Here is a 23,792-nt window from a genome sequence, read left to right as displayed (position 1 = left end):
TTCTTAATCATCAAAATCTGACGTATGTTTTGTAGAAATTCCATTAGTTGCTTTCTTTACGTGTTGCGGTCTTGCTTGAACATCTCGAGTATCAATCATTGTTAATGGAAAACGAATCCAAGAATCTTTAAAGGATTGTTGTCTCGTTGGATAAAAGAGAGCGTACGGCTTACGTAAAGAAGTAAGTCTAAACAAATGGGTAAATAAAAAGATAAATCCAAGAGATATACCGAAGAGCCCACCTATTTCTGCAAATGCGAGAAATGGGAAACGTAGTAAACGAACAGCGTTACCCATTTTATAAATGGGCGTAATAAAGGAAGCTAACGCTGATAAAGCAACGATAATTAATAAAATATTACTCGTTAAACCAGCTTGTACAGATGCTTGCCCAATTACAATACCGCCTACAATACCTAGTGTTTGTCCAACTTTCATTGGTAATCGCGCGCCAGCTTCTCTTAATAAATCAATCGCAAGTTCCAAGAAAAGTGCTTCTATTAAAGGGGGAAATGGTACTTGAGCCCTTGATAAAATCAATGTTTCAAGTAAGTCACTCGGAACCAATTCATAATGATAATTCAAAACTGCAACGTATAATGGAGTTGCACAAATTGAGAATAGAACAGCGATCAATCTTAAAATTCTTGAGAATGTAGCGTACAGCCAAGAAACGTTATAGTCTTCTGGTGAAATGAAAAAATCGAAATATGATACAGGCGTTAATAGGACACTTGGAGAACCATCAACAAAAATAGCGATTTTTCCATCAATAAGTGCTTTTGTGACTCTATCAGTGCGTTCTGTATTTATATAGAGAGGAAAAATTGACTTTTCACCCATTAATTCCTGTATATAAGCACTATCGTTAATTTGATCATATTCAAGAGCTCGAAGTGATTCTTCTAGAAAGTCTACATTATCTTTTTCGGCAAGGTTGTCTAAATACATCATGACAACCTTTGTTTTTGAAAACTCTCCAATAATCATCTCTTTTGTGTGTAAATCTAAAACAGGAAGACGTTTTCGTACTAAATTAATATTCGTATCAATATCTTCTACGAATCCTTCTTGTGGCCCGATAACGGTGGATTCATTTAATGGAGGAGTTGGTGCACGATAATTATCAATTGCAATGTTTGCAAGCATACATTTTTGATCTTGCTGATTTAATTGAATAATTGCATGTCCCTTTAAAACCATGTCCTCAATTTTTTGTAAGTCGTTCGTAATCGTTATACCACTCATTGGAATATGTTCTTTTAATTCTTCTAATGGAGCGCAAGGACGTTCCATTAGAGTAGGCATTAAATACTTTTGCAATTTCTCACCATCAAGTGAAGGACGATAGTAAGAAATCCAATAAGGCATCGTGTCATCGTCAGATGTATGGTAATTAACAAAGTCACTAGACTGTTTCATCTTCTCTATTAAATCTTGTAGAGAATGAATATGGTCACTTTCTGGTTTGCTAAAGTCATAAATGCTGTTACTTCCTGAGCTTTGCTGTTTGTTTTGAGAATTATCATCTTGCTTAGAATTTTGCTGTTTGTTTTGAGAATTATCCTCTTGTTTAGAACCTTGCTGTTTGTTTTGAGAAGAATCCTCTTGTTTAGAATTTTGCTGCTTATTTTGAGAATTATCCTCAGTTTGTTCCGTACTTTTTGGCTCGCCATTCTTATCTTTGTTATGTTCCTTTTGATCATCTGGCTGTTGTTTCGAATCATCTGTCTCTTTTGTATTTGAGTTTTTTTTCTTACGTAACCAATTCCAAATCATATGTATGCCCTCTTTGATCTTGTAATATAGTGCTATTTTGTGGCTAATTTTGTATATTATTCATTTATTTATGAAAAGAAGGAGGAGATTGGTTTGTATAGAAAAAATCCTTTAGTAAGCAGTTCATAATATGACGGGAAGAAGGCGAGTCTGTGCAAATTGTAAAAAAGGAGAAGTTTGTTTTAAAAGAATTTGTGTTTGAAAATGGTAGGGAAATTCCTGTTCAAATGGGGTATGAGACGTATGGCACTTTAAATAGAGAAAGATCAAATGCGATTTTGGTTTGTCACTATTTTAGTGCAACAAGTCATGCGGCAGGAAAATATACAGAGCATGATGAGGAAGCTGGTTGGTGGGATGGATTAATTGGACCTGGAAAAGCAATTGATACAAATAAATATTTCGTTATATGCACTGATAACCTTTGTAATGTACAGGTGAAGAATCCCTACGTAATTACAACGGGACCAAAATCGATAAATCCGATGACTGGTTTTGAGTATGCGATGGATTTTCCAGTTTTCACATTTTTAGATGTAGCACGTATGCAATATGAGTTAATAAAAGATATGGGGATTGCTAGGCTACATGCTGTAATGGGACCGTCGGCAGGTGGGATGATTGCGCAGCAATGGGCTGTTCACTATCCTCATATGGTAGAGCGAGTGATTGGAGTTATTACGAATCCACAAAATCCAATTATAACGTCGGGAAACGTAGCGCAAAATGCGATTGAAGCAATTCAGCTTGATCCAAACTGGAAAGGTGGAAAGTATGGAGAAGAGCAGCCAACGAAGGGTCTTCATTTAGCAAATCGAATGATGTTTATGAATGCGTTTGATGAACATTTTTATGAAACGGCATTCCCGCGGAACAGTATAGAAATGGCACCTTATCAGGAATTTTCTGCATTAACATCATTTGAGAAAGAGATTAATAAAGTGACATGCAAAAGTATAGATTTAGTAGATGCAAATTCGTGGATGTACACTGCGAAAGCAGTCTTATTACATGATATTGCGCATGGATTTTCTTCTTTAGAAGAGGCTCTTTCTAATATAGAAGCGAATGTACTCATGATTCCGTGCAAACAAGATTTACTTCAGCCACCTCGTTATAATTATAAAATGGTAGACATTTTGCAAAAGCAAGGGAAGTACGCAGAAGTATATGAGATAGAAAGTATAAATGGGCATATGGCAGGAGCGTTAGATGTTCATTTATTTGAAAAGAAAATTTATGAGTTTTTAAACCGGAAAGTATCTAGTTTTGTGTAGGAAATAATTAATGTGGAAAGGTGCATGATTTATAGTAGGCACCTTTTTTTACATGATTTGCAGACGGAAAATATATGAAGCGATTGATAAACCGAAGAAAGCTATACTAAGTAATAGAAATAAGAATGACATTTCTTGAGGGGATTTTATCTTTTTATTATTTTTCATACTAAGAGCAATAACTGCAAAAACTAAGAAAATGATGCCCATAATGAAAAGAAAAAGTGTCATTTTAACTGGCTCCTTTCATCAAACAAGTATATTGAGGATACAATGCGTCAGTTATGTTTGTAAAGAATAAGTTTTGCTGGAAAATTGAGAAATAAATGTTCCATTCTTTGCGTTCCTTCCTTCGCGTGCTAAAATTGATGAGAAATGATTGTTTAAAGAAGAAACTGAAGGTTTTATTGTATATAAGGAGGAACTACATATGACAGAAGTAAAAACAATTACTACAGAAGAAGTGCAAGAGCGTTTAGAAAATGGAGAAACATTATTTTTAGTAGATGTAAGGGAAGATGAAGAAGTAGCGGCAGGGAAAATTCCAGAAGCTGTACATATTAAAATGGGCGATATTCCAAATAAAGTGGATTTCTTTGAGAAAGAGAATGAATATATCTTTATTTGCCGTTCGGGAATGCGTAGTGAAAATGTATGCCATTATTTAAATGAGCAAGGGTTTAAAACGGTGAATATGGTTGGCGGTATGCTTCAATATGAAGGCGAAACTAAATAAGTAGCTGCAAAAACTTGAAACGTGTTTGTTTCAAGTTTTTTTCTTTTGCATACAGTATACAAAAGGGGGAGGCGAAATGGGAATTAACATGCGTAAAGTAAAAATTATAAATAATACAGGAGCTGTTAATGTTGGCGACTGTTATGATATCTCACCTTTAGCTGTGGCAAAAATATATGCTGGTGCTGGAGGATCGAGTGCGGCTGTTTTTTTAAATGGGAAACGACAGCCAGAAGCTGTGATTAGAACATCAGTGTTTCTTCCGCCATTAGCGACGAGTACACGTACATTAGGTGCATAAAGGAAAGGTAGAGTGTAAGTATGCCTGCACGTATTAAAGAATTTATTATCGTTAATAATACTGGGAATATATTTACAGGGGATAATTTGAGTGATACTTCATTTACTGCTTCGAAATCGTATAGTGGTTCAATGGGGTGCACTTGGATTGACGTTGTTACAGTAATAGGGACGGAGACGAAGCTTTGTTTACAACCGGGAGATTCGGTGACGACAACCTATACACGAGGTACCCCTGCTGGTACTGTAACGGGAACAAATATGGGGCAAGGTGCAAATGTGTCGAGTATATCGCAAGCTGTCCCTAATACAGATAATATGGATTCAGTTGCTGGACTCCCTTAAGGAATTAAGGGAGTTTTTATTATTTAGAATAAAAATAGTCTTTGAGATTGTTTTTGTAAATACATATTAAGAAGAAGAGGTTTGTTTAAAGTAAAAAAGATGGTGTGTAGGTGGTGAAAGTGTGAAAGAGCGCGATAGACAAAATTCATTAAACTCTAATTTCAGAATTTCACCGAATCTTATTGGACCTACTTTTCCTCCCGTTCCAACGGGATTTACTGGCATTGGGATTACTGGTCCAACCGGTCCACAAGGCCCGACTGGCCCACAAGGACCAAGGGGATTTCAAGGTCCGATGGGGGAGAAGGGCCCGACAGGACCTCAAGGAGTGCAAGGGATTCAAGGACCAGCTGGACAAATGGGTGCAACAGGACCAGAAGGACAGCAGGGCCCACAAGGATTAAGGGGACCACAGGGAGAAACTGGAGCGACAGGACCTCAAGGAGTGCAAGGGTTACAAGGTCCAATTGGTCCGACCGGAGCGACTGGGGCACAAGGTATACAGGGGATACAGGGATTACAGGGGCCGATTGGAGCTACCGGGCCAGAGGGACCTCAAGGAATTCAAGGAGTGCAAGGGGTACCGGGTGCAACAGGTTCACAAGGAATACAAGGAGCTCAAGGGATACAAGGCCCACAAGGACCGAGTGGAAATACGGGAGCAACAGGAGCGACTGGTCAGGGGATTAGTGGTCCGACTGGAATAACAGGTCCAACAGGGATAACTGGCCCATCTGGAGGACCTCCAGGTCCGACTGGAGCAACTGGTGCGACAGGGCCAGGAGGTGGACCGAGTGGAAGTACAGGTGCGACGGGAGCGACTGGAAATACTGGAGTAACTGGAAGTGCGGGAGTGACTGGAAATACAGGTCCGAGTGGAAGTACAGGAGAAACAGGAGCACAGGGCCTGCAAGGAATACAAGGGGTTCAAGGGCCAATTGGACCAACGGGTCCAGAAGGTCCGCAAGGTATTCAAGGTATTCCTGGTCCGACAGGAGTAACTGGTGAACAAGGAATCCAAGGGGTTCAGGGAATTCAAGGGATAACGGGGGCAACTGGAGATCAAGGTCCGCAAGGTATACAAGGGACCATAGGACCTCAAGGTATAACAGGAGCAACAGGAGATCAAGGCCCACAAGGAATACAAGGGGTACCTGGTCCAACCGGGGACACAGGCTCACAAGGAGTCCAAGGAATTCAAGGGCCAATGGGTGATATAGGACCAACAGGCCCAGAAGGCCCAGAAGGACTTCAGGGTCCGCAAGGAATACAAGGAGTGCCAGGACCAGCTGGAGCAACAGGTCCAGAGGGCCCACAAGGAATCCAAGGAATTCAAGGACCAATAGGAGTAACAGGTCCAGAAGGCCCACAAGGAATTCAGGGAATACAAGGGATTCAAGGTATAACAGGAGCAACCGGAGCACAAGGAGCAACTGGAGTTCAAGGTGTTCAAGGGAATATAGGAGCAACAGGTCCAGAGGGCCCGCAAGGAGTGCAAGGCCCACAAGGAATTCAAGGAATCCAAGGGCCGACAGGAGTAACTGGAGATACGGGTACAACAGGGATGACAGGGGAAGGGACTACAGGAGCAACTGGAGTAACTGGTCCAACAGGTGTAACAGGTCCATCAGGAGGCCCAGCCGGACCGACTGGCCCAACAGGTCCATCAGGTCCGACGGGAGTGACAGGTCCATCAGGTGGACCACCTGGTCCGACAGGAGCGACAGGTGTAACGGGAGGAGTAGGAGATACGGGAGCAACAGGGGCGACGGGTGTGACCGGAGCAACTGGAGTAACTGGTGCAACCGGAGCAACAGGGCTGCAGGGTCCACAAGGAATACAAGGAGTACAAGGAGACATAGGCCCAACCGGTCCGCAAGGTGTTCAAGGTCCACAAGGGATCCAAGGTATAACGGGAGCAACGGGAGATCAAGGGCCGCAAGGAATTCAAGGCCCGCAAGGAATCCAAGGTCCAACAGGTCCTCAAGGAATCCAAGGAGGTCAAGGTCCACAAGGGATACAAGGGGCAACAGGTGCAACCGGAGCACAAGGCCCACAGGGAATTCAAGGGATACAAGGAGTGCAAGGTCCGACTGGTCCACAAGGCCCAACCGGAATACAAGGTGTGCAAGGAGAAATAGGTCCAACAGGTCCGCAAGGTGTGCAAGGTTTACAAGGTCCACAAGGCCCAACCGGGGACACAGGTCCAACAGGCCCACAAGGCCCACAAGGAATTCAAGGTCCAACGGGGGCAACAGGAGCGACAGGTTCACAAGGAATTCAAGGTCCAACGGGGGCAACAGGAGCGACAGGTTCACAAGGAATCCAAGGTCCAACGGGAGCAACGGGAGCAACAGGAGCGACCGGGGTGACTGGAGTTAGTACAACTGCAACGTATTCCTTTGCAAATAATACTTCAGGAAGTGCTATTTCCGTGTTGTTAGGCGGTACGAATATACCATTACCGAACAATCAAAATATTGGACCGGGAATAACAGTTAGTGGTGGAAATACTGTGTTTACCGTTACAAATGCAGGTAATTATTATATAGCCTACACAATTAATATAACGGCAGCTTTACTTGTAAGTTCGCGTATAACTGTAAATGGAAGTCCGCTAGCAGGAACAATAAATTCACCGGCAGTGGCTACAGGTTCATTTAATGCGACAATTATTAGTAATTTAGCTGCGGGCTCTGCTATTAGTTTACAGTTATTTGGATTACTTGCAGTGGCTACATTATCTACGACAACGCCAGGAGCTACTCTAACTATTATTAGATTAAGTTAATAAGCAAAAAAACCTTGGAACTTTTATGTTTCAAGGTTTTTTATCCCTCTATTTGTGGGCTAATAATCAGTGGGGATGGACAAAACCCCCACTGATTAAAGTTTCACTTTATTCACTTGAGCAAAAACATCGCGGTTCAAAAATATATTATAATAGAATGAAGAGAGGTATAAATTTGGCAGAAAGGGAGAGTGGCGATGCAGGAGAAGGTTAAAGATTTTTTCGGACGCCCACTTCAAGATTTACGCATCTCTGTCATTGATCGTTGTAATTTACGGTGTACGTATTGTATGCCAGCCGAAGTGTTTGGTCCTGATTATGCTTTTTTGAAAGATGAGTTTTTACTGACATTTGATGAAATAGAGCGATTAGCAAAAGTATTTGTTAGCATCGGTGTACGGAAAATTAGACTTACTGGTGGCGAACCCTTGCTCCGTAAGGACTTAGCAAAACTTATCGAACGTCTCGTGAAAATTGACGGTTTAGTAGATATAGGATTAACGACAAATGCGATTCATTTAACGAAGCAAGCGAAGGCGTTAAAAGAAGCTGGGTTACACCGAGTAAATGTTAGTTTGGATGCGATAGATGATAATGTGTTCCGCGCAATTAATGGCCGGAATATGAATACGAAGCCAGTGTTAAAAGGAATTATGGCAGCGAAAGAAGCAGGCCTTGAAGTGAAAGTAAATATGGTTGTGAAAAAAGGAATGAATGATCATCAAGTACTTCCGGTTGCTACGTATTTTAAAGAACAAGGAATCACGCTTAGATTTATTGAGTTTATGGATGTTGGCAGTACGAATGGATGGAATTTTGATCAAGTTATTACGAAACGAGAATTAATTGATATGATTCATGGGGTGTATCCAATTGAGCCAGCTGAAGCTCATTATTTTGGTGAGGTTGCGAAGCGGTATCGATACGTTGGAACGAATGTAGAGGTTGGTTTTATTACCTCCGTTTCTGAGTCATTTTGTTCTTCTTGTACGAGAGCAAGAATTTCGGCAGATGGAAAGTTTTATACTTGCTTGTTTGCGACAGAAGGAATGGATTTAAGGAAACTTCTCAGGGAAAGCCTTTCGGATAATGAGTTATTAAAAGCTATACAATATGTATGGGAGAATAGAAAAGATCGATATTCAGATGAACGGACAGAAGAAAGTGCGAAAAATCGTCCGAAAATTGAAATGTCTTATATAGGAGGATAAGAAAGGGGGATGTCGTATGCAAGAGCGATATTCAAGACAAATGTTATTTTCTGGTGTTGGGGAAGAAGGGCAACGGAAAATAAGAGGGAAGCACGTGCTCGTCATCGGTGCTGGTGCGCTCGGAGCAGCGAATGCAGAAGCAATTGTTAGAGCAGGTGTTGGAAAAATTACAATTGCGGATCGTGATTATGTAGAATGGAGTAATTTACAAAGGCAACAATTATATACAGAAGAAGATGCGAAGCATTATAAGCCGAAAGCAATAGCGGCAGCAGAACATTTAAAGGCAATTAATTCCGAAGTAGAAATTGTACCGGTTGTGACTGATGTAACGGTGCAAGAAATGGAAGAGTTAATTAAAGGTGTAGATTTAATATTAGATGCGACAGACAATTTTGAAACGCGCCTTCTTATTAATGATATATCCCAGATGTATAACGTTCCATGGATATACGGAGGATGTGTTGGAAGTTACGGAGTAACTTATACAATCTTGCCAGGGAAAACGCCGTGTTTTCGATGTTTAATGGAACATCCGGCGAGCGGAGCGACATGTGATACGGCCGGTATTATACAGCCAGCAGTGCAATTAGTAGTTGCACATCAAATAACGGAAGCCTTGAAAATATTAGTAGAAGATTTTGAGGCACTTCGTGAAACGATGCTATCATTTGATCTTTGGAATAATCAACAGATGGCATTTAAAGTGAATAGGCAGAAAAAGGATACATGTTTATCCTGTGGAAAGTTACGTACATATCCGAGTTTAACATTTGAAGCACAAACGAAAACAGAAGTATTATGTGGGCGAAATACAGTTCAAATCCGTCCAGGTGTGCGTCAGGGTTTTAATTTAGAAGAAATTAAAAAGCGCTTACAAAAAAGTGTGGATGTAAAAGCAACGCCGTATTTATTATCATTTCCAGTGGAAGAATATCGTTTTGTTTTATTTACAGATGGCAGGGCGTTTATTCATGGTACGAATGATATGAATGTTGCGAAACGACTATATGCAAGATATATAGGTTGAACCTAAAGGGGAATCCTTTAGGTTCAAATGGAAAAGGTAGGATTAAGAATTTCTAATATAATCTCCATTTTTTCCGCCCGTTTTTTCAAGTAAGTACGTTTCGCCAATGATCATACCTTTATCAACGGCTTTACACATGTCATATACAGTAAGAGCGGTAGCGGAAGCAGCTGTTAAAGCTTCCATCTCAACGCCGGTACTACCTTCTGTTTTAACTTTTACTTCAATAAGTAGCCGATACTGTTCTTCTGACTGTTTCCAATCGAAAGAGACGTCAACACCTTTTAATAATAAAGGATGGCACATTGGGATAATATCAGAAGTACGTTTTGCAGCCATAATACCTGCGATTTGTGCGACGGCTAATACGTCACCTTTACCAATTTCGTTGCGTGAGATTTTATCAAAAATTTCTTTCGAAACGAGAATGCTAGAGCATGCTATTGCTGTTCGAACGGTTATTTTTTTGTCACTTATATCAACCATTTTAGCGCGCCCTTGGTCGTTGAAATGTGTGAATGAAGACATGGAATTCCTCCTTGAAGTAATTGCGATTTAATATATAAAGTGTAATCGAGATTAGATATTTTGCAAATATGAGGTGAGAAACAATGGTAGAAAAACGAATCCCGATTCAAGTTGCTGAGGCTGTAGAGCGGGTTATGAAATATGCTAAGCATGGTGAAGTAGAAGAAGTTTCTATTACAGAAAGTTATGGGAGGATTCTTGGAGAGGATGTTGTCTCAGATCACGACGTTCCTCACTTTGATCGTTCTCCTTACGATGGTTTCGCAATTCGAGCAGAAGACACGAAGGAAGCGAGTCAAGAGCAGCCGATTGAATTTGAAGTAATAGGAGAGATCGGAGCAGGATCTGTTTTTACAGAAGAAGTAGGGGCTTTTCAGGCGGTTCGTATTATGACAGGAGCAGCTATTCCAGAAGATTGCAATGCAGTCGTAATGCTAGAACTGACGGAAGGATTCGAGAGGAACGAAAGTACATATATGAAGTTAAAACGTCCTTTCCAAAACGGTGACAATGTGTCATTTAAAGGAGAAGATATAAAACAAAATCAAGTCCTCGTTAAGAAAGGTGTTGTAATCAATCCAGGTGTTGCCGCATTATTAGCGACGTTTGGATATAGCACTGTGAAAGTTGTAAAACAGCCTGTTGTCGGTATTGTAACGACAGGAAGTGAATTACTAGAAGTGCATGAGGCGTTAGAGCCAGGGAAAATTAGAAATAGTAACTCTTACATGATTGCCGCTCAAATTATGAAAGCTGGCGGGAAAGTGCGTTACTATGGACAACTTGCCGATGAGTTAGATGCATGTTTTACAGCTGTTAAATCAGCGATGGATGAGGTTGATATTTTAATTACAACGGGCGGTGTTTCAGTAGGGGATTACGACTATTTGCCAGCTATTTATGAAAGGTTACAGGCGAATGTACTCTTTAATAAAATAGCGATGAGACCGGGGAGTGTAACGACAGTAGCTGAAGTTGATGGAAAGCTACTCTTTGGTTTATCAGGTAATCCGTCAGCTTGTTATGTAGGTTTCGAATTATTTGTGCATCCAATTATGAAAACGTATTTGCATGTGAAGGAGCCTCACGTATATAGAACTGATGCTATTTTACAAAAAGATTTCCCGAAACCAAATCCGTTTACTCGTTTTGTAAGAGCAAAAGCGAGTATTGTTAATGGGGCACTACAAGCGATGCCAGTCGGTTTAGATAAATCGAGTGCAGTCTCTTCACTTGCGGATGCAAATGCTTTTATCGTGCTGCCTGGAGGAACGAGAGGATTTGAAGCAGGAATGAAAGTGTCTGTATTATTGTTAGAATGCTCTGAGGGAAGTGATTGGCCGTGGAGAAAGCCTCTTCAATCTTACAAATAGTAGGGTATCAAAATAGCGGGAAAACAACACTTGTAGAGAAGATGGTGCATGCATTAACTGAAAGAGAAATGAAGGTTGCTACAATTAAACATCATGGTCACGGGGGCTTTCCTGAAGTAGCGCAAAAAGATAGTGAAAGACACAGAAAAGCTGGTGCTGTAGTAAGTAGTGTAGAAGGTGCCGGATTACTATCTTTGTCCTCTTTGCGAGATGAATGGTCCTTGCAAGAAATTATCCGCTTGTACGAATTTTTTGAAGTAGATACGATTTTAATAGAGGGCTATAAAGCTGAGAACTATCCGAAAGTAGTGTTACTTCGTTCTGCGGAAGACGCTGAACTTTTACATAAAGTAGAAAATATAGCGGCAGTTATTACGTGGTATGATGCTTCGTCAAATGTACGAGAAGAATATAAAGTATTTCATATAACAGAAGAAAAATTGTATATAGACTGGTTTTTACAAACGGCTAGGGGTGCAAAATGATAAATACGTATTATGAAGTAATTGATACAGAAATCTCGATTGAAGAGGTGACAAAGAAAGTAGTTCGCCGTGAATGTGGTGCTGTTACAACATTTATCGGGACAGTTAGGGAGTTTACGAAAGGGCGTCGTACACTATACTTAGAGTATGTAGCTTATAAGACGATGGCAGAAAAGATGCTACAGAAAATTGGGTCAGAAGTGAAGGAGAAGTGGCCCGGTACACATGTTGCGATTACGCATCGCATCGGCACGCTGCAAATTTCTGATATAGCGGTTGTTGTTACTGTATCAACGCCTCATCGCAAAGAGGCTTATGAAGCGAATGAATATATTATGGAGCGTATTAAGCAAATTGTTCCAATTTGGAAAAAGGAGTTTTGGGAAGATGGTGACTCATGGATTGGTGACCAATTAGAAAAAACACCATATCCAGCAGGAGAGCCTGGGAAGGAGTTATAAATATGATTCGAGTATTGTTATTTGCGAACTTGCAAGAAGAAGCAGGAACGAGTGAATTACAAATAGAGAAAGAAAATATTACTGTTGCAGAGTTAAAAGATATTGTTGCGAAAGAATATAATGTACCAGTGTCAGCGCCAATTATGGTTGCGATTAATGAAGAGTACGCAAATGAAGATGACACGATACACACTGGTGATGTAGTTGCACTAATACCACCAGTGAGTGGTGGTTAATATTGGATTTATGCTATAAAAAACGACTTTCCTAAATAGGGAAAGTCGTTTTTTTATGGCATTTTGGAGAACACTATCTTATAGGAAAAGGAGGAAGTTATGAAAAAGATATGTGTAATGATTGCAATGATATGTTCTGTTTTTTTCTTTTCTCCAAGCAATTCTTTGGCAAAGGAATCGACGGAACAGCTTTTAGAAAGTGCGTTACTGAATCGATATTACTCGGTTATAAGGCAAGTGACAGAAGATCAATATGAATGTGACTCAGTTACAAATATAAAGCGTCTAGGCAAGAAAGATGAGTTTGTTCCTAGGTTTGAAGTTACGATACAATTTCTTACATTTCAAGGGGCACATAATCCGCCGAATGATAAAGTTACACTTACTTTGGAAGACAATTTAGATCACATAAAGATAAAGAAAGTGGAGCGAGAAAAGAATGTTTCTGGTGCTATTGTAGAAAAGATTTGTGCACGAAAAAACGAAAAAATAAAAGCTCACTCTAATGATTTAGAGCGATAACCTATGACATTTTGTAGAGAAAGGTAATGAGCGATGGATATACTTTTAGCGATTTTACCAGCTATATTTTGGGGGAGTATTGTGCTATTTAACGTGAAACTGGGTGGGGGACCGTATAGTCAAACGCTCGGTACAACGTTCGGTGCACTTATCTTCTCAATTGTTGTTTATATTTTTATGAAGCCGGTATTAACTCCGACCGTTATTGGAGTTGGAATTGTATCTGGCTTATTTTGGGCACTTGGTCAAGCGAATCAATTAAAAAGTATTGATTTAATGGGTGTTTCTAGAACGATGCCGATTTCAACAGGGCTTCAATTAGTCGCAACAACATTATTTGGGGTTATCGTGTTTCATGAATGGTCAACGACGATATCGGTCGTTCTTGGAGTTTTGGCGCTCGTTTGTATTATTATCGGGGTTATTTTAACATCGCTTCAAAGTAAAGAAGAGAAGAATGCAGAGCAAGCAGGAAATTTTAAAAAAGGAATTATTATTTTATTAATTTCAACAGTCGGTTATTTAGTTTACGTAGTAGTTATCCGGTTATTTAACGTGAACGGTTGGTCGGCTTTATTACCACAAGCGGTCGGTATGGTATTAGGCGGGATTTTACTCACATTTAAACATCATCCATTCAATAAATATGCGATTCGAAATATTCTTCCAGGATTGATTTGGGCAGCTGGAAATATGTTTTTATTCATTTCGCAGCCAAGAGTTGGGGTCGCAACAAGCTTTTCCCTTTCACAAATGGGAATTATTATTTCGACGCTTGGCGGGATTTTTATATTAGGTGAAAGGAAAACGAAGCGTCAATTAATTGGGATTGTTATTGGTATCGTTTTTATCATTGCAGCTGGAATTATGCTGGGGATTGCGAAAGGTTAAGGAGGTATTAAAATGTATAGCGATTTAGAAGGGAAAGTCGTCGTTATTACAGGATCAGCAACTGGTCTTGGAAGAGCCATGGGAGTAAGATTTGCTAAAGAGAAGGCGAAAGTTGTTATTAACTATCGCTCAAGAGAGTCAGAAGCGAACGATGTATTAGAAGAAATAAAAAAGGTAGGTGGAGAAGCGATTGCTGTAAAAGGTGATGTGACGGTCGAGGCAGATGTTGTGAATCTCATTCAATCTGCTGTGAAAGAGTTTGGTACGCTCGACGTTATGATTAATAATGCAGGGATAGAAAACGCGGTACCGTCGCATGAAATGCCGTTAGAGGATTGGAATAAAGTAATTCATACAAATTTAACAGGTGCTTTTTTAGGAAGTCGTGAAGCGATTAAATATTTTGTGGAACACGATATTAAAGGTTCGGTTATTAATATGTCTAGTGTTCATGAGAAAATCCCGTGGCCATTATTTGTGCATTATGCGGCTAGTAAGGGAGGGATTAAGCTTATGACAGAAACGTTAGCGTTAGAATATGCACCAAAAGGTATTCGGGTAAATAATATTGGTCCTGGTGCAATTAATACGCCAATTAATGCTGAAAAATTTGCTGACCCGAAAAAACGTGAAGACGTAGAAAGTATGATTCCAATGGGGTACATTGGAAAACCTGAAGAAATCGCAGCAGTAGCAACGTGGCTCGCTTCAGCAGAGGCAAGTTACGTAACTGGAATTACGTTATTTGCAGATGGTGGAATGACTTTATACCCATCGTTTCAAGCGGGGCGTGGGTAATATAAAAAGCCAAAGAGATTTAACTCTTTGGCCTTTTTTACGCAAAAAAAAATAGCGGTCGGCTATTTTTAAAATTAATGATTGATTGTATCTTGAAGAAATTCTGTTGCTTGATGTTCTGAAACATTCTGTACGAGCGCAACTTCACTAATAACCATTTTACGCGCATTATCTAGCATTTGTTTTTCGCTCGCATTTAATGCTCTTTCTTTATTGCGACGAAGTAAATCACGAACAACTTCTGCACTATCTTGAAGATTGCCGTTCTTCATTTTTTCCATATTCATTGTATATCTTTGTTTCCAAGAGAGTGAGGGGTCTGATTCCCCATGATGAAATTCAAGAAGTATACCATCTAACGTACCTTTATCGACGATATAACGTATACCTGATTTTTGTAATTGATTCATCGGAAGCATTACTTGCATATCTTTACTAATGATGCGTATAACACAATATTGACGCGTAGTGCCTAATATTTCTTTCTCTTCAATTGCTTCGATGATTCCTGCACCGTGCATTGGATAAACGATTTTATCACCAATTTGAAACAAATCATCCACCTCCGTATGTGGTAACTACTTTTAATGATAACATACTAGGATAAAAATGTCAAATTTTATATAATATCACATCTGATATGCTGTAGTCAATATATAAAAGTCGTTTTTTTGTTTGTTTTTTGCTCTTATAAGTTGAATAAATAGGGGGGATTTTTTTAGAAAAATAGTACAGGCGCAGAAAGAGGGCATATCCACTTATTTTTAAGCATAAAATATAAAATCGCTAATACAATATACCTAAATCCGTTCTTTGCAAGGGAGGGAGAGAAGGTGGGGCGCACAATTAGAATTGATATTACAAATAAAGTTGTAGCTAAATTTAGGCAAGATTATTTGGAATTATATACGAGTAAGTTTATGATAGGTAAGTTTTATGTCTATACTGAAGATAAACAATATGTGTTAGAAGACGGATATATATATGAAGATGGAAAGTTTTATCGCATCATAGATACGCACCGTGGCAATAAACAAGCGGCGGAGGGCTGCGATCTAGGATGGTGTTAACATGATTCGTGTGAAAGTGTTTGATGAAAGTCATGAAAAAGACTTAGAAGACGCTGTAAATGTATTTTTGAAAAAAATTGATGATAGTAACTTTGTAGATATTAAGTACCAAGTCGGTGTTTCTATTAACGATGACGAAAACCAAATTTATTGTTTTTCAGCAATGATCGTTTATAAAGCATAAAAAAGAGCTGGGTGAGCCAGCTCTTTTTTATGTTTTATGTTGGGACAACATGTGTCGGTAATACGTTCATAATAGATTGAGTTGTGCCTAATTTCTTTGTCGCTAAAAGAGGCGCCCCTGTTTCATGGTTTTGGGCATCTGTACACATACCAAGGTGATAACGATCACCTAAAAATGGATCAATATAAAAACCGTTTTTAAAAACTTTATCATTCGGGTGTTTTTCATGGTGAATTTCAGAACAGTTAATGCAATAGAACATAGCTTTCATCTCCTTTTTATTTTTGTTTGAAAAAGTGGGTCGGTAGTCATTTCGCTCCTAAGGAAATGTTGAGGAGAAGAGAAATAACTACCTACCCAAATGGCGGGCATACTCCTTCTGATTTTTACATATCTCGCGTATTGTCCCCGAGGGAAGGAGGAGAGACGAAGTACAGATGAGATAAGTTAGGCGCTTCTCTCAATAGGAGTGATAGAGTTTCATATTGAGGGAATTTTCTATTTTTCATTGCCTTTGTGAGTATATTATGAAGGAATGGTGAGAGGGTGTTTGTCCTGTTGAAAAAATGTTGAGAATTTCTCAACAGTGAAAAAGAGTCTTTCTTGACATGAAACTAAAAGGTGTTATATTGTTGATGTGAAACTAAAAGGTGTTATATTTTAATGCCGAATAAAGGAGATATAAAATGGAAAAACAAAATACATTAAATGATATTAAACAAACAATCGTTTTTAACGCGCCTATTCAAAAAGTATGGAATGTAGTATCGACTGCAGAAGGAATTGCGTCATGGTTTATGCCAAATGATTTCGAATTGGCGGTAGGACATGAGTTTCATGTGCAATCACCTTTCGGACCATCACCATGTAAAGTGTTAGAGATTGATGAGCCGAATTATTTATCTTTCTCATGGGACACAGATGGCTGGGTTGTTTCATTTAATTTGAAAGACCTAGGAGATAATAAAACAGAATTTACGTTAATTCACGGCGGCTGGAAACATCCTGATGAAATCCTTCCGAAAGCGAATGCGAAGAGCTCTATTATTCGCGATAGAATGAATGGTGGCTGGGTAGCGATTGTAAATGAAAAACTGAAAAAGGTTGTCGAAGGTTAAGTGTCCTCGTCAGCAGCGAAATATGATGTATTTCAAGCAATTGCTGATCCAACCCGCCGAGAAGTGTTACGGTTATTAAGTGATAAAGAGTTACCAATTTCAAAAATAACGGATCATTTTCCGATGAGCCGTACTGCAGTTGTAAAGCACCTTCATATTCTTTCAGAAGCGAATTTAGTGAGTGGAAGAAAGAGTGGAAGAGAGAAGATATATCGTTTGCACCCAGAACCATTAGAGGAATTACAGCAGTGGCTCTCGTACTATGAACGATTTTGGGATAATAAATTGTCCGTGCTTAAACATATTGTGGAGAATGAAGAGTAGATTTTATGCAAAAAGGATGACCAAAATGGTCATCCTTTTTTTATTGTTCACTTGTTTGTTTAGCTGGCTTTAATAGGATCCAAGCGATAATTAATGTGAATACCGCTAATACGAAAGTGCTCATATAAATGACGTGTACACTTGATGCTAATGCGGATTGTGACTCGGTTGCTACGTTTGCTGTATCCCCTCCATGTCCGCCAGAAGAAACAAGATCAAGGTTTTTAATGCCACGTGCATGAATCATCGTATTGAAGATCGTTCCGAAGATTGCAGCTCCTAGTGTTTGACTAAATGTATTAATAAATGTATTTAAACCAACTGCCGTTCCGCGCGTATGGGCCGGTACAGCTGCTTGAATTGTTACCATGTAAATTGGTGTAACAAGCCCCATTCCTAAGCCGAATAATCCGACTGCAACATAAATAAGGAATGATGGTGAATCTGTTGATAATGTAAATAATAAGAAAGTAGCAACTGATAAAATGCTAGCTCCAAGTAAAATAATTTGTTTCGTTTGTAACTTGCCAACTAAGTTACCGGAGAACATAGCACCGAATGTCCACATAACAGGAATCGGCATTAAAATGAGTCCAGCCTCTGTCGCATTTTTTCCTAAAACACCTTGGCTCCAAATTGGAAGATACACTGTAATACTAATAATCATTGCGCCAGCAATAAGTGTTAGTATGTTTATTGTAGATAATGTACGGTTAGAGAAAAGTGCTAGCGGAATTAATGGCTCCGGAGACTTTTTCTCGATGTATAAGAAAATAATGAATGAAACAGCGGCAAAGATTAATAGGCCGATAATTGAAATGTCTCCCCAGTTTTGCTTACTGCTACCTGTTAATAATGCGTATAGTAAAGCAATTGTACTTAATGAGAAAACTGTCGCACCAAGATAGTCGATATGTTGCTTAGCGGCGGACTTAACAGATTCCTTATAAGAAGTGGCAAACATTAAGCAAGCGATAATTCCAAAAGGAACGTTTAAGAAGAAAATATAGCGCCAAGAAAGAGAATCGACTAAAAATCCACCTACTAACGGCCCAATAACACCAGATACACCCCAAACGGCACTCATCCAGCCTTGTGCTTTCGCGCGGTCTTTAGCTTCGCTATATAGATCTCCAATAATCGTCATTGTGATCGGCATAACAGCACCAGCCCCTATACCTTGAAGAGCACGGAAGAAGATTAATTGTTCCATTGATGTAACGACTCCGCAAAGTGCAGAACCGATTAAGAAGATTGTTGCTCCGATGAGCAGAACTTTTTTACGGCCGAATAAATCAGCTAGCTTTCCGTATATTGGAGTCGAAACAGCTGTTGCAAGCATATAGATTGCATATACCCAACTAACAAGTTCGACACCTGACAAATCACTCGTTATACGAGGGATCGCTGTACTAACAATCGTTCCTTCTACCGCAGAAAGAAACGTCATTAGCATTAAAGACATCATGACTTTTTTTCTCATTTGTTTTCCCCTTACCCTTTTTCGAATATTCAACAATATAAAATATAAAGGTACTAAGGTATATAAAGCAACAAAAAAGCAATGGGGAGTTAGGAGGAAGGGATATTTTTGAAGAAACGGTCGACATATTTAAAGTATCGCCGATATAATTTCGTGTATTACTTTGCTATTTCAACATACTAAAAAAAGAAACAGGAGTCCCTGTTTCTTCTTTAATATTGCATTTTTGAATTTTGTCCTGCTGTTGTTCCGGCAATTCGGCCAGTAACAAGGGCAGATGTAATGTTATAGCCGCCAGTATAACCGTGAATATCAAGAACTTCTCCACAGAAGTATAAACCATTCGTGAATTTCGAAGCCATTTCTTTCGGGTTAATTTCTTTAACGGATACCCCTCCGCCAGTAACGAATGCTTTTTCAATTGACTGCGTACCATTTACATGGACGGTCAATTCTTTAAAATCTTTCACAAGTGCGCGAATCTTCTCATGAGAAATTTGTCCAGCTTGTTCGCTACCGTCAATTTCATTTTTTTCTAATAAGAATAGGAAGTAACGTTCAGGAACATAGCCTTTTAAAACGTTTTTAATTCCTTTTTTCGGATCTTCTTTCATTTGTTTCAGCATGCGTTGGAACAGTTGCTCACTATTTTCTTCTGGCAATGCATCGATACTCATGTGCACTGTGTTCGTTTTAAACTTTTTCATCGCTTTCACAACGAATTGGCTACAGCGAAGAGCAGCAGGACCAGATAGGCCGAAGTGAGTGAAAAGCATGTCCATTTTATGAGAAATGATAACTTTTCCTTTCGGGTTTAATACACTTAAGTTTACATCTCGTAAAGCAAGACCTTGTAATGTGCGGTCACGAATAAACGGTTCGTTTGAAAGAATTGGTACTTCTGTTGGGAAAAGTTCTGTAATTGTATGCCCAGCTTTTTCAGCCCAAGCGTATCCGTCTCCAGTAGAACCAGTTTGAGGAACAGATTTTCCGCCAACAGCGATAACGACGTGATTCGTTTCTAACACTTCACCTGTTTGCAGAATAACAGCCTTCGTTTGACCGTTTTCATACTCAATCGTTTCGACAGGCGTATTCGTACGTATTTTCACACCTAAGTCTTTTAATCGTGTTAACAGTGCATCTACAACAGATTGCGCTTTATTTGATACTGGGAACATGCGGCCATGATCCTCTTCTTTCAGTTGTACACCGAGATTTTCGAAGAATGTAATAATATCTTCATTACTGAAAATAGAAAAAGCACTGTATAAGAAGCGACCATTTCCAGGTATATGTTTAACGATTTCATCAAGTGGTAGACGGTTCGTTACGTTACAACGACCACCACCAGAAATCGCAAGTTTACGTCCTAGTTTATTTCCTTTATCAAGAAGTAAGACGCTTGCGCCTTCTTCAGCAGCACCGATTGCAGCCATTAGCCCTGAAGGACCGCCGCCGATGACAATAACATCATAATGCATAATATATCGACCTCATTTTCTACATTTCCTGCCTAAAAGAATAGCATGTTTTCCCTTAAAAGAAAAATAGAGTGAAGTACTGCTTAAGAGGAGAATTGTGGTACAATACAAAAGTTAGAGTTCAGCATTATCCTGCTATTTATGGGCAATAAGACTACTACCTTAAGATTTTGGAGAAGTAAAGAGGGAGTTAAAGCAGCCTGTAAATGCTTGAATGGTTAGTAGGAGGAGAGTCTCCCACTAATTATAGTTTCACTTTATGTAGATGTAGGAGGATTTTCGTATGTCCGATTCAAAATTTCTGCGCGGAACGCTTATTGTGACGTTAGGGACATTTTTAGTAAAGTTCTTAGGCATGATTTACGTTTTTCCGTTTCATGCATTAGTAGGCACAGAAGGCGGAACGCTCTATACATATGGATACATTCCATATACGATATTTTTAAGTATCGCAACGGCAGGAGTGCCGCTTGCTGTTTCTAAGTTTGTTTCCAAATATAATGCACTTGGAGATTATAAAACGAGCCGGAGAATGTTCCGCTCGGGAATGGTTATGATGATAGTAACAGGAGTTCTTTCCTTCTTAGTACTGTACATGACCGCACCATTATTTGCAGAAGCAATGCTTGGTAAACAAAGTTTACAAAATAAGATAGAAGAAGTTACGACGATTATTCGCCTCGTAAGTTTTGCGCTTATTGTTGTGCCGGCAGCAAGTTTGATTCGTGGTTATTTCCAAGGCCACCAATCGATGGGACCGACTACGGTTTCACAAATTATTGAGCAAATTATTCGTATCGTCTTTTTATTAGCGGGTAGTTTCATCGTTATTAAAGTACTTGGCGGTACAGTAGCAACGGCAGTTGGGGTTGCGACATTCGCTGCGTTCGTTTCAGCAGTTGGAGCACTTGGCGTATTAATTTGGTACTGGTTAAAACGTAAAAAATATTTGGATCAATATTTAATTGAGCAAACTGTACCAGAATCGACGGTAAGTACCGCTCAATTGTTTAAAGAGTTGTTTGCATATGCAATCCCTTACGTTGTAATTGGATTAACAATTCCTTTATATCAACAAATTGATACATTGACATTTAACTCTATTATGCAGGCGATTGGTCAAGGAGATATCGCAGAGCGAGCACTCGGTATTTTCACGATGTGGACGCATAAATTAATTATGATTCCAGTATCACTTGCAACAGCGTTTAGTTTAACGCTCGTGCCAGCGATTACAAAGTCGTTTACTGAAAAGCAATACCGTTATTTGAAATTACAAATTACACAAACATTCCAGGCGAATATGTTTTTAACATTGCCAGCAGTTGTCGGTATTTCTACACTTGCATATCCGATTTACACTGCTTTCTACGATTCAGACCCACTAGGTGGACAAGTATTAATGTGGTATGCGCCAGTTGCATTGTTATTCGCTTTATTCACAGTAACAGCAGCAATTCTGCAAGGGATTAACCAGCAGAAACATGCGATTGTTGCGCTTGTGATGGGTGTTATTTTGAAATTTGCATGTAACGTAATCTTTATTCGTTATTTCGGTACAGTTGGGGCGATTTTGGCTACTGCAGTCGGCTTCTTAGCTTCCGTATGGTATACGAATAGACAAATTAAAAAACACGCACACTATTCATTTGGTGTTGTATATAAGAGAACATTCCAAATTGCAGTCTTAACACTTGTAATGGTTATTGCTGTAAAACTATCACAATGGCTTCTATCCTTCATGATTTCGCCTGATGGCCGTATTGGTGCTCTTATTACAGTTGCGATTTGTGCAGGTATTGGTGGTCTTGTTTACGGATTGTTAGCGATTCGCACAGGAGTACTAGAAAGAGTATTTGGCGGAGAAGCTTTAGAGAAAATCCAGCGTAAACTTGGTAGTAGATTCAAAATAAAGTTGAAATCAAAAGGGGCGTAAATACGTCCCCTTTTCTATGATAAATAAAGAAGGTGAAGAACATGAGATTAGATAAATTATTAGCGAATATGGGACACGGAAGTAGAAAAGAAGTAAAGAAATTACTGAAAGACGGCGTTGTGAAGATTGATGGAACGCCAGTGAAAGATGCGAAGTTTCATGTGAATGTAGAAGAGCAAGAGGTTATGATTCACGGTGAAGTTGTGGAATATAAAGAGTTTGTTTATTTAATGATGCATAAACCACAAGGTGTTATTTCAGCGACAGAAGATGATAACCACGAAACAGTAATAGATTTATTAGAATTAGAAGATGCGATTTTCGATCCATTCCCTGTTGGAAGGCTCGATATTGATACGGAAGGTTTCTTATTAATCACAAATGATGGGAAGTTAACGCATCAACTATTATCTCCGAAAAAGCATGTGCCGAAAAAATATTATGCACACATTTCAGGTGTTGTAACGGAAGAGGATGTAATAGAATTCGCTAAAGGTGTTATTTTAGAAGATGGCTATGAAACGAAGCCAGGCGAACTTACAATTTTAAAAAGTGATGATATTTCTGAGATTGAACTCGTTATTACAGAAGGAAAATTCCATCAAGTGAAGCGTATGTTTGAAGCGGTAGGGAAAAAAGTAGTTTATTTAAAGAGAACAGAGATGGGACCTTTAATGTTAGATGAAGAGTTAGAACTTGGGCAATATCGTGAATTAACAGATGAAGAAGTAGAAATGTTAAAGACGTATCAAGTAGATAACGAAAAGTAACGCCAATTTCAGAGCATAGAAAAGACCCCTTTCTAATGAGTTAGAAAGGGGTATGTATTTATTTACATACAATTATTTTTTATTATGAGGTCATTCTCACTTTCTTTCCTGTCGTTGTCCACTTGCCGCGGCAAGGGCTATACACGAGTTCATTAAACTGCAACACATTTAGATCACGTTGTATTGTTCGCGGTGTGATCCCGAACTCATCTACAAGGTCTTTCGTTGTTACCGTACCGTTTTCATTGATGTACATATAAATCGATTTAATGCGTGTTAGCATACGAGTAGTTGTAGGTTTCAAGAGAAAACCGCTCCTCTACTAGTTTTTTTGACCCCATTCAGGAAAGAAGGTCGTTACTACCATTGTACTCTACATGATAAAATTCATGCTTTAACTTACTTAAATTTTACAAAAGTTTAACAAATATTCATATAGAAAAATATTGGTAGTTGACATTGTATGTCTGGTCAGTCAACTAACTCATAAATTTCTACGTAAAACGCCAAATTCCTGCAAATTTTTTTAAAAAAATAAAAGAAAAACTAATAAGAAATATCTGAAATATTACAATTGTCCGTTATTAGGTTTTCATGTATGGCATAAGAGATTTTCGTTTGCTATGATGAAAGAGACAATATAGTGAAGGATGGATGCGT

28 protein-coding genes are annotated in these 23,792 nt (G+C 39.1%); 20 read left to right on the top strand and 8 right to left on the bottom strand.

All coding sequences use genetic code 11. The annotated features are described in order from the left end of the window. Positions 1-3: 3 nt before the first annotated feature. Positions 4-1,779, bottom strand: a complete 1,776-nt coding sequence (locus MHH59_RS23600) for a spore germination protein (protein ID WP_340852474.1) — start codon at positions 1,777-1,779, stop codon at positions 4-6. A gap of 152 nt (positions 1,780-1,931) precedes the next feature. Here MHH59_RS23600 and MHH59_RS23595 point away from each other — a divergent pair, with 152 nt between their 5' ends. Then, complete coding sequence (locus MHH59_RS23595) at positions 1,932-3,056, top strand: alpha/beta fold hydrolase (RefSeq protein WP_016120921.1); 1,125 nt, start codon at positions 1,932-1,934, stop codon at positions 3,054-3,056. A gap of 48 nt (positions 3,057-3,104) precedes the next feature. Here MHH59_RS23595 and MHH59_RS23590 read toward each other — a convergent pair whose 3' ends face one another. Further along, positions 3,105-3,287: a hypothetical protein gene (locus MHH59_RS23590; protein WP_002129493.1), complete on the bottom strand. Its 183-nt coding sequence runs from the start codon at positions 3,285-3,287 to the stop codon at positions 3,105-3,107. 199 nt (positions 3,288-3,486) lie between these two features. Between MHH59_RS23590 and MHH59_RS23585 the strand changes: the two genes are divergently transcribed. From MHH59_RS23585 to MHH59_RS23560, 6 genes are all read left to right on the top strand, one after another. Beyond that, positions 3,487-3,792, top strand: a complete 306-nt coding sequence (locus tag MHH59_RS23585) for a rhodanese-like domain-containing protein (protein ID WP_000141214.1) — start codon at positions 3,487-3,489, stop codon at positions 3,790-3,792. 76 nt (positions 3,793-3,868) lie between these two features. Continuing rightward, entirely contained in the window at positions 3,869-4,093 is a 225-nt protein-coding gene (locus MHH59_RS23580; protein ID WP_000512595.1) for a spore germination protein, read from the top strand. 20 nt (positions 4,094-4,113) lie between these two features. Then, the gene (locus tag MHH59_RS23575; RefSeq protein WP_002067673.1) at positions 4,114-4,437 is read left to right on the top strand and encodes a hypothetical protein; all 324 of its coding nucleotides are present in this window, start codon (positions 4,114-4,116) and stop codon (positions 4,435-4,437) included. A gap of 121 nt (positions 4,438-4,558) precedes the next feature. After that, a complete protein-coding gene (locus MHH59_RS23570; RefSeq protein WP_340852473.1) occupies positions 4,559-7,228 on the top strand; it encodes a BclA-related collagen-like exosporium protein in 2,670 nt (889 codons plus the stop codon). Between the two features lie 197 nt (positions 7,229-7,425). Continuing rightward, positions 7,426-8,439: a GTP 3',8-cyclase MoaA gene (gene moaA, locus MHH59_RS23565; RefSeq protein WP_201056977.1), complete on the top strand. Its 1,014-nt coding sequence runs from the start codon at positions 7,426-7,428 to the stop codon at positions 8,437-8,439. Between the two features lie 16 nt (positions 8,440-8,455). Beyond that, positions 8,456-9,469 carry a molybdopterin-synthase adenylyltransferase MoeB gene (locus MHH59_RS23560; RefSeq protein ID WP_002067678.1) on the top strand — a complete coding sequence of 338 codons (1,014 nt, stop codon included), beginning with the start codon at positions 8,456-8,458 and terminating at the stop codon, positions 9,467-9,469. Between the two features lie 42 nt (positions 9,470-9,511). On the opposite strand, the gene moaC is transcribed toward MHH59_RS23560, so the two are convergent. Next, positions 9,512-9,997, bottom strand: a complete 486-nt coding sequence (gene moaC, locus MHH59_RS23555) for a cyclic pyranopterin monophosphate synthase MoaC (RefSeq protein WP_016127544.1) — start codon at positions 9,995-9,997, stop codon at positions 9,512-9,514. 83 nt (positions 9,998-10,080) lie between these two features. On the opposite strand from moaC, the gene MHH59_RS23550 reads away from it, so the two are divergent. From MHH59_RS23550 to MHH59_RS23520, 7 genes are all read left to right on the top strand, one after another. Further along, positions 10,081-11,370, top strand: a complete 1,290-nt coding sequence (locus MHH59_RS23550; protein WP_340852471.1) for a molybdopterin molybdotransferase MoeA — start codon at positions 10,081-10,083, stop codon at positions 11,368-11,370. Beyond that, positions 11,334-11,855 (top strand): molybdopterin-guanine dinucleotide biosynthesis protein B, encoded by a 522-nt coding sequence (gene mobB, locus MHH59_RS23545; protein WP_201056975.1) that lies wholly within the window; start codon positions 11,334-11,336, stop codon positions 11,853-11,855. Before MHH59_RS23550 ends, mobB begins: the two co-directional genes overlap by 37 nt. Beyond that, complete coding sequence (gene moaE / locus MHH59_RS23540; RefSeq protein WP_340852469.1) at positions 11,852-12,316, top strand: molybdopterin synthase catalytic subunit MoaE; 465 nt, start codon at positions 11,852-11,854, stop codon at positions 12,314-12,316. Before mobB ends, moaE begins: the two co-directional genes overlap by 4 nt. Before the next feature lie 2 nt (positions 12,317-12,318). Further along, positions 12,319-12,552 carry a molybdopterin converting factor subunit 1 gene (gene moaD / locus MHH59_RS23535; protein WP_002089064.1) on the top strand — a complete coding sequence of 78 codons (234 nt, stop codon included), beginning with the start codon at positions 12,319-12,321 and terminating at the stop codon, positions 12,550-12,552. Between the two features lie 99 nt (positions 12,553-12,651). Next, a complete protein-coding gene (locus tag MHH59_RS23530; RefSeq protein WP_002089063.1) occupies positions 12,652-13,074 on the top strand; it encodes a DUF3888 domain-containing protein in 423 nt (140 codons plus the stop codon). 33 nt (positions 13,075-13,107) lie between these two features. Beyond that, entirely contained in the window at positions 13,108-13,965 is an 858-nt protein-coding gene (glcU, locus tag MHH59_RS23525) for a glucose uptake protein GlcU (protein WP_002129475.1), read from the top strand. Between the two features lie 12 nt (positions 13,966-13,977). Further along, the gene (locus tag MHH59_RS23520) at positions 13,978-14,763 is read left to right on the top strand and encodes a glucose 1-dehydrogenase (RefSeq protein ID WP_002129473.1); all 786 of its coding nucleotides are present in this window, start codon (positions 13,978-13,980) and stop codon (positions 14,761-14,763) included. A gap of 74 nt (positions 14,764-14,837) precedes the next feature. Here the strand turns inward: MHH59_RS23520 and MHH59_RS23515 are convergent, their stop codons facing one another. Continuing rightward, positions 14,838-15,317, bottom strand: a complete 480-nt coding sequence (locus MHH59_RS23515; protein ID WP_002089061.1) for a CarD family transcriptional regulator — start codon at positions 15,315-15,317, stop codon at positions 14,838-14,840. Between the two features lie 279 nt (positions 15,318-15,596). On the opposite strand from MHH59_RS23515, the gene MHH59_RS23510 reads away from it, so the two are divergent. Both MHH59_RS23510 and MHH59_RS23505 read left to right on the top strand, forming a co-directional pair. Then, positions 15,597-15,833: a DUF2553 family protein gene (locus MHH59_RS23510; protein ID WP_002089059.1), complete on the top strand. Its 237-nt coding sequence runs from the start codon at positions 15,597-15,599 to the stop codon at positions 15,831-15,833. A gap of 1 nt (position 15,834) precedes the next feature. Beyond that, a complete protein-coding gene (locus MHH59_RS23505) occupies positions 15,835-16,017 on the top strand; it encodes a sporulation protein Cse60 (protein ID WP_000621751.1) in 183 nt (60 codons plus the stop codon). A gap of 34 nt (positions 16,018-16,051) precedes the next feature. Here the strand turns inward: MHH59_RS23505 and MHH59_RS23500 are convergent, their stop codons facing one another. Then, the gene (locus tag MHH59_RS23500) at positions 16,052-16,279 is read right to left on the bottom strand and encodes a DUF3973 domain-containing protein (protein WP_002129470.1); all 228 of its coding nucleotides are present in this window, start codon (positions 16,277-16,279) and stop codon (positions 16,052-16,054) included. 424 nt (positions 16,280-16,703) lie between these two features. Here MHH59_RS23500 and MHH59_RS23495 point away from each other — a divergent pair, with 424 nt between their 5' ends. Continuing rightward, positions 16,704-17,135 (top strand): SRPBCC family protein, encoded by a 432-nt coding sequence (locus MHH59_RS23495; RefSeq protein WP_002129469.1) that lies wholly within the window; start codon positions 16,704-16,706, stop codon positions 17,133-17,135. Continuing rightward, on the top strand, positions 17,136-17,459 hold the full coding sequence (locus MHH59_RS23490) for an ArsR/SmtB family transcription factor (RefSeq protein ID WP_002015665.1): 324 nt from the start codon (positions 17,136-17,138) through the stop codon (positions 17,457-17,459). A 40-nt stretch (positions 17,460-17,499) separates the two neighbouring features. On the opposite strand, the gene MHH59_RS23485 is transcribed toward MHH59_RS23490, so the two are convergent. Then, complete coding sequence (locus MHH59_RS23485; RefSeq protein ID WP_002129468.1) at positions 17,500-18,942, bottom strand: MDR family MFS transporter; 1,443 nt, start codon at positions 18,940-18,942, stop codon at positions 17,500-17,502. A 212-nt stretch (positions 18,943-19,154) separates the two neighbouring features. Further along, a complete protein-coding gene (locus tag MHH59_RS23480) occupies positions 19,155-20,426 on the bottom strand; it encodes an NAD(P)/FAD-dependent oxidoreductase (RefSeq protein ID WP_078177735.1) in 1,272 nt (423 codons plus the stop codon). A gap of 283 nt (positions 20,427-20,709) precedes the next feature. On the opposite strand from MHH59_RS23480, the gene MHH59_RS23475 reads away from it, so the two are divergent. Together MHH59_RS23475 and MHH59_RS23470 are read left to right on the top strand one after the other, a co-directional pair. Continuing rightward, positions 20,710-22,362 (top strand): putative polysaccharide biosynthesis protein, encoded by a 1,653-nt coding sequence (locus MHH59_RS23475; protein ID WP_002129465.1) that lies wholly within the window; start codon positions 20,710-20,712, stop codon positions 22,360-22,362. 41 nt (positions 22,363-22,403) lie between these two features. Further along, complete coding sequence (locus MHH59_RS23470; protein WP_002034388.1) at positions 22,404-23,132, top strand: pseudouridine synthase; 729 nt, start codon at positions 22,404-22,406, stop codon at positions 23,130-23,132. Positions 23,133-23,214: 82 nt separating this feature from the next. On the opposite strand, the gene MHH59_RS23465 is transcribed toward MHH59_RS23470, so the two are convergent. After that, positions 23,215-23,436, bottom strand: coding sequence for a DeoR family transcriptional regulator (locus MHH59_RS23465; RefSeq protein WP_000805512.1), 222 nt, complete (start codon positions 23,434-23,436; stop codon positions 23,215-23,217). Positions 23,437-23,792 lie beyond the last annotated feature (356 nt).

It is taken from the genome of Bacillus sp. FSL E2-0195 (assembly GCF_038003645.1).
Taxonomy (GTDB): Bacteria; Bacillota; Bacilli; order Bacillales; family Bacillaceae_G; genus Bacillus_A; species Bacillus_A mycoides.
Note: the sequence above shows the minus strand (reverse complement) of the source record. Positions and strands in the feature narration are given on the sequence as shown.

Bases quoted from the DNA above. Each gene is read 5' to 3' on its own strand.
- MHH59_RS23600 (WP_340852474.1), bottom strand. From the start codon at position 1,779: ATGATTTGGAATTGGTTACGTAAGAAAAAAAACTCAAATACAAAAGAG.
- MHH59_RS23590 (WP_002129493.1), bottom strand. From the start codon at position 3,287: ATGACACTTTTTCTTTTCATTATGGGCATCATTTTCTTAGTTTTTGCA.
- MHH59_RS23585 (WP_000141214.1), top strand. From the start codon at position 3,487: ATGACAGAAGTAAAAACAATTACTACAGAAGAAGTGCAAGAGCGTTTA.
- MHH59_RS23580 (WP_000512595.1), top strand. From the start codon at position 3,869: ATGGGAATTAACATGCGTAAAGTAAAAATTATAAATAATACAGGAGCT.
- MHH59_RS23575 (WP_002067673.1), top strand. From the start codon at position 4,114: ATGCCTGCACGTATTAAAGAATTTATTATCGTTAATAATACTGGGAAT.
- moaA (WP_201056977.1), top strand. From the start codon at position 7,426: ATGCAGGAGAAGGTTAAAGATTTTTTCGGACGCCCACTTCAAGATTTA.
- MHH59_RS23560 (WP_002067678.1), top strand. From the start codon at position 8,456: ATGCAAGAGCGATATTCAAGACAAATGTTATTTTCTGGTGTTGGGGAA.
- moaC (WP_016127544.1), bottom strand. From the start codon at position 9,997: ATGTCTTCATTCACACATTTCAACGACCAAGGGCGCGCTAAAATGGTT.
- MHH59_RS23550 (WP_340852471.1), top strand. From the start codon at position 10,081: ATGGTAGAAAAACGAATCCCGATTCAAGTTGCTGAGGCTGTAGAGCGG.
- moaE (WP_340852469.1), top strand. From the start codon at position 11,852: ATGATAAATACGTATTATGAAGTAATTGATACAGAAATCTCGATTGAA.
- moaD (WP_002089064.1), top strand. From the start codon at position 12,319: ATGATTCGAGTATTGTTATTTGCGAACTTGCAAGAAGAAGCAGGAACG.
- MHH59_RS23530 (WP_002089063.1), top strand. From the start codon at position 12,652: ATGAAAAAGATATGTGTAATGATTGCAATGATATGTTCTGTTTTTTTC.
- glcU (WP_002129475.1), top strand. From the start codon at position 13,108: ATGGATATACTTTTAGCGATTTTACCAGCTATATTTTGGGGGAGTATT.
- MHH59_RS23520 (WP_002129473.1), top strand. From the start codon at position 13,978: ATGTATAGCGATTTAGAAGGGAAAGTCGTCGTTATTACAGGATCAGCA.
- MHH59_RS23505 (WP_000621751.1), top strand. From the start codon at position 15,835: ATGATTCGTGTGAAAGTGTTTGATGAAAGTCATGAAAAAGACTTAGAA.
- MHH59_RS23500 (WP_002129470.1), bottom strand. From the start codon at position 16,279: ATGTTCTATTGCATTAACTGTTCTGAAATTCACCATGAAAAACACCCG.
- MHH59_RS23495 (WP_002129469.1), top strand. From the start codon at position 16,704: ATGGAAAAACAAAATACATTAAATGATATTAAACAAACAATCGTTTTT.
- MHH59_RS23485 (WP_002129468.1), bottom strand. From the start codon at position 18,942: ATGAGAAAAAAAGTCATGATGTCTTTAATGCTAATGACGTTTCTTTCT.
- MHH59_RS23480 (WP_078177735.1), bottom strand. From the start codon at position 20,426: ATGCATTATGATGTTATTGTCATCGGCGGCGGTCCTTCAGGGCTAATG.
- MHH59_RS23475 (WP_002129465.1), top strand. From the start codon at position 20,710: ATGTCCGATTCAAAATTTCTGCGCGGAACGCTTATTGTGACGTTAGGG.
- MHH59_RS23470 (WP_002034388.1), top strand. From the start codon at position 22,404: ATGAGATTAGATAAATTATTAGCGAATATGGGACACGGAAGTAGAAAA.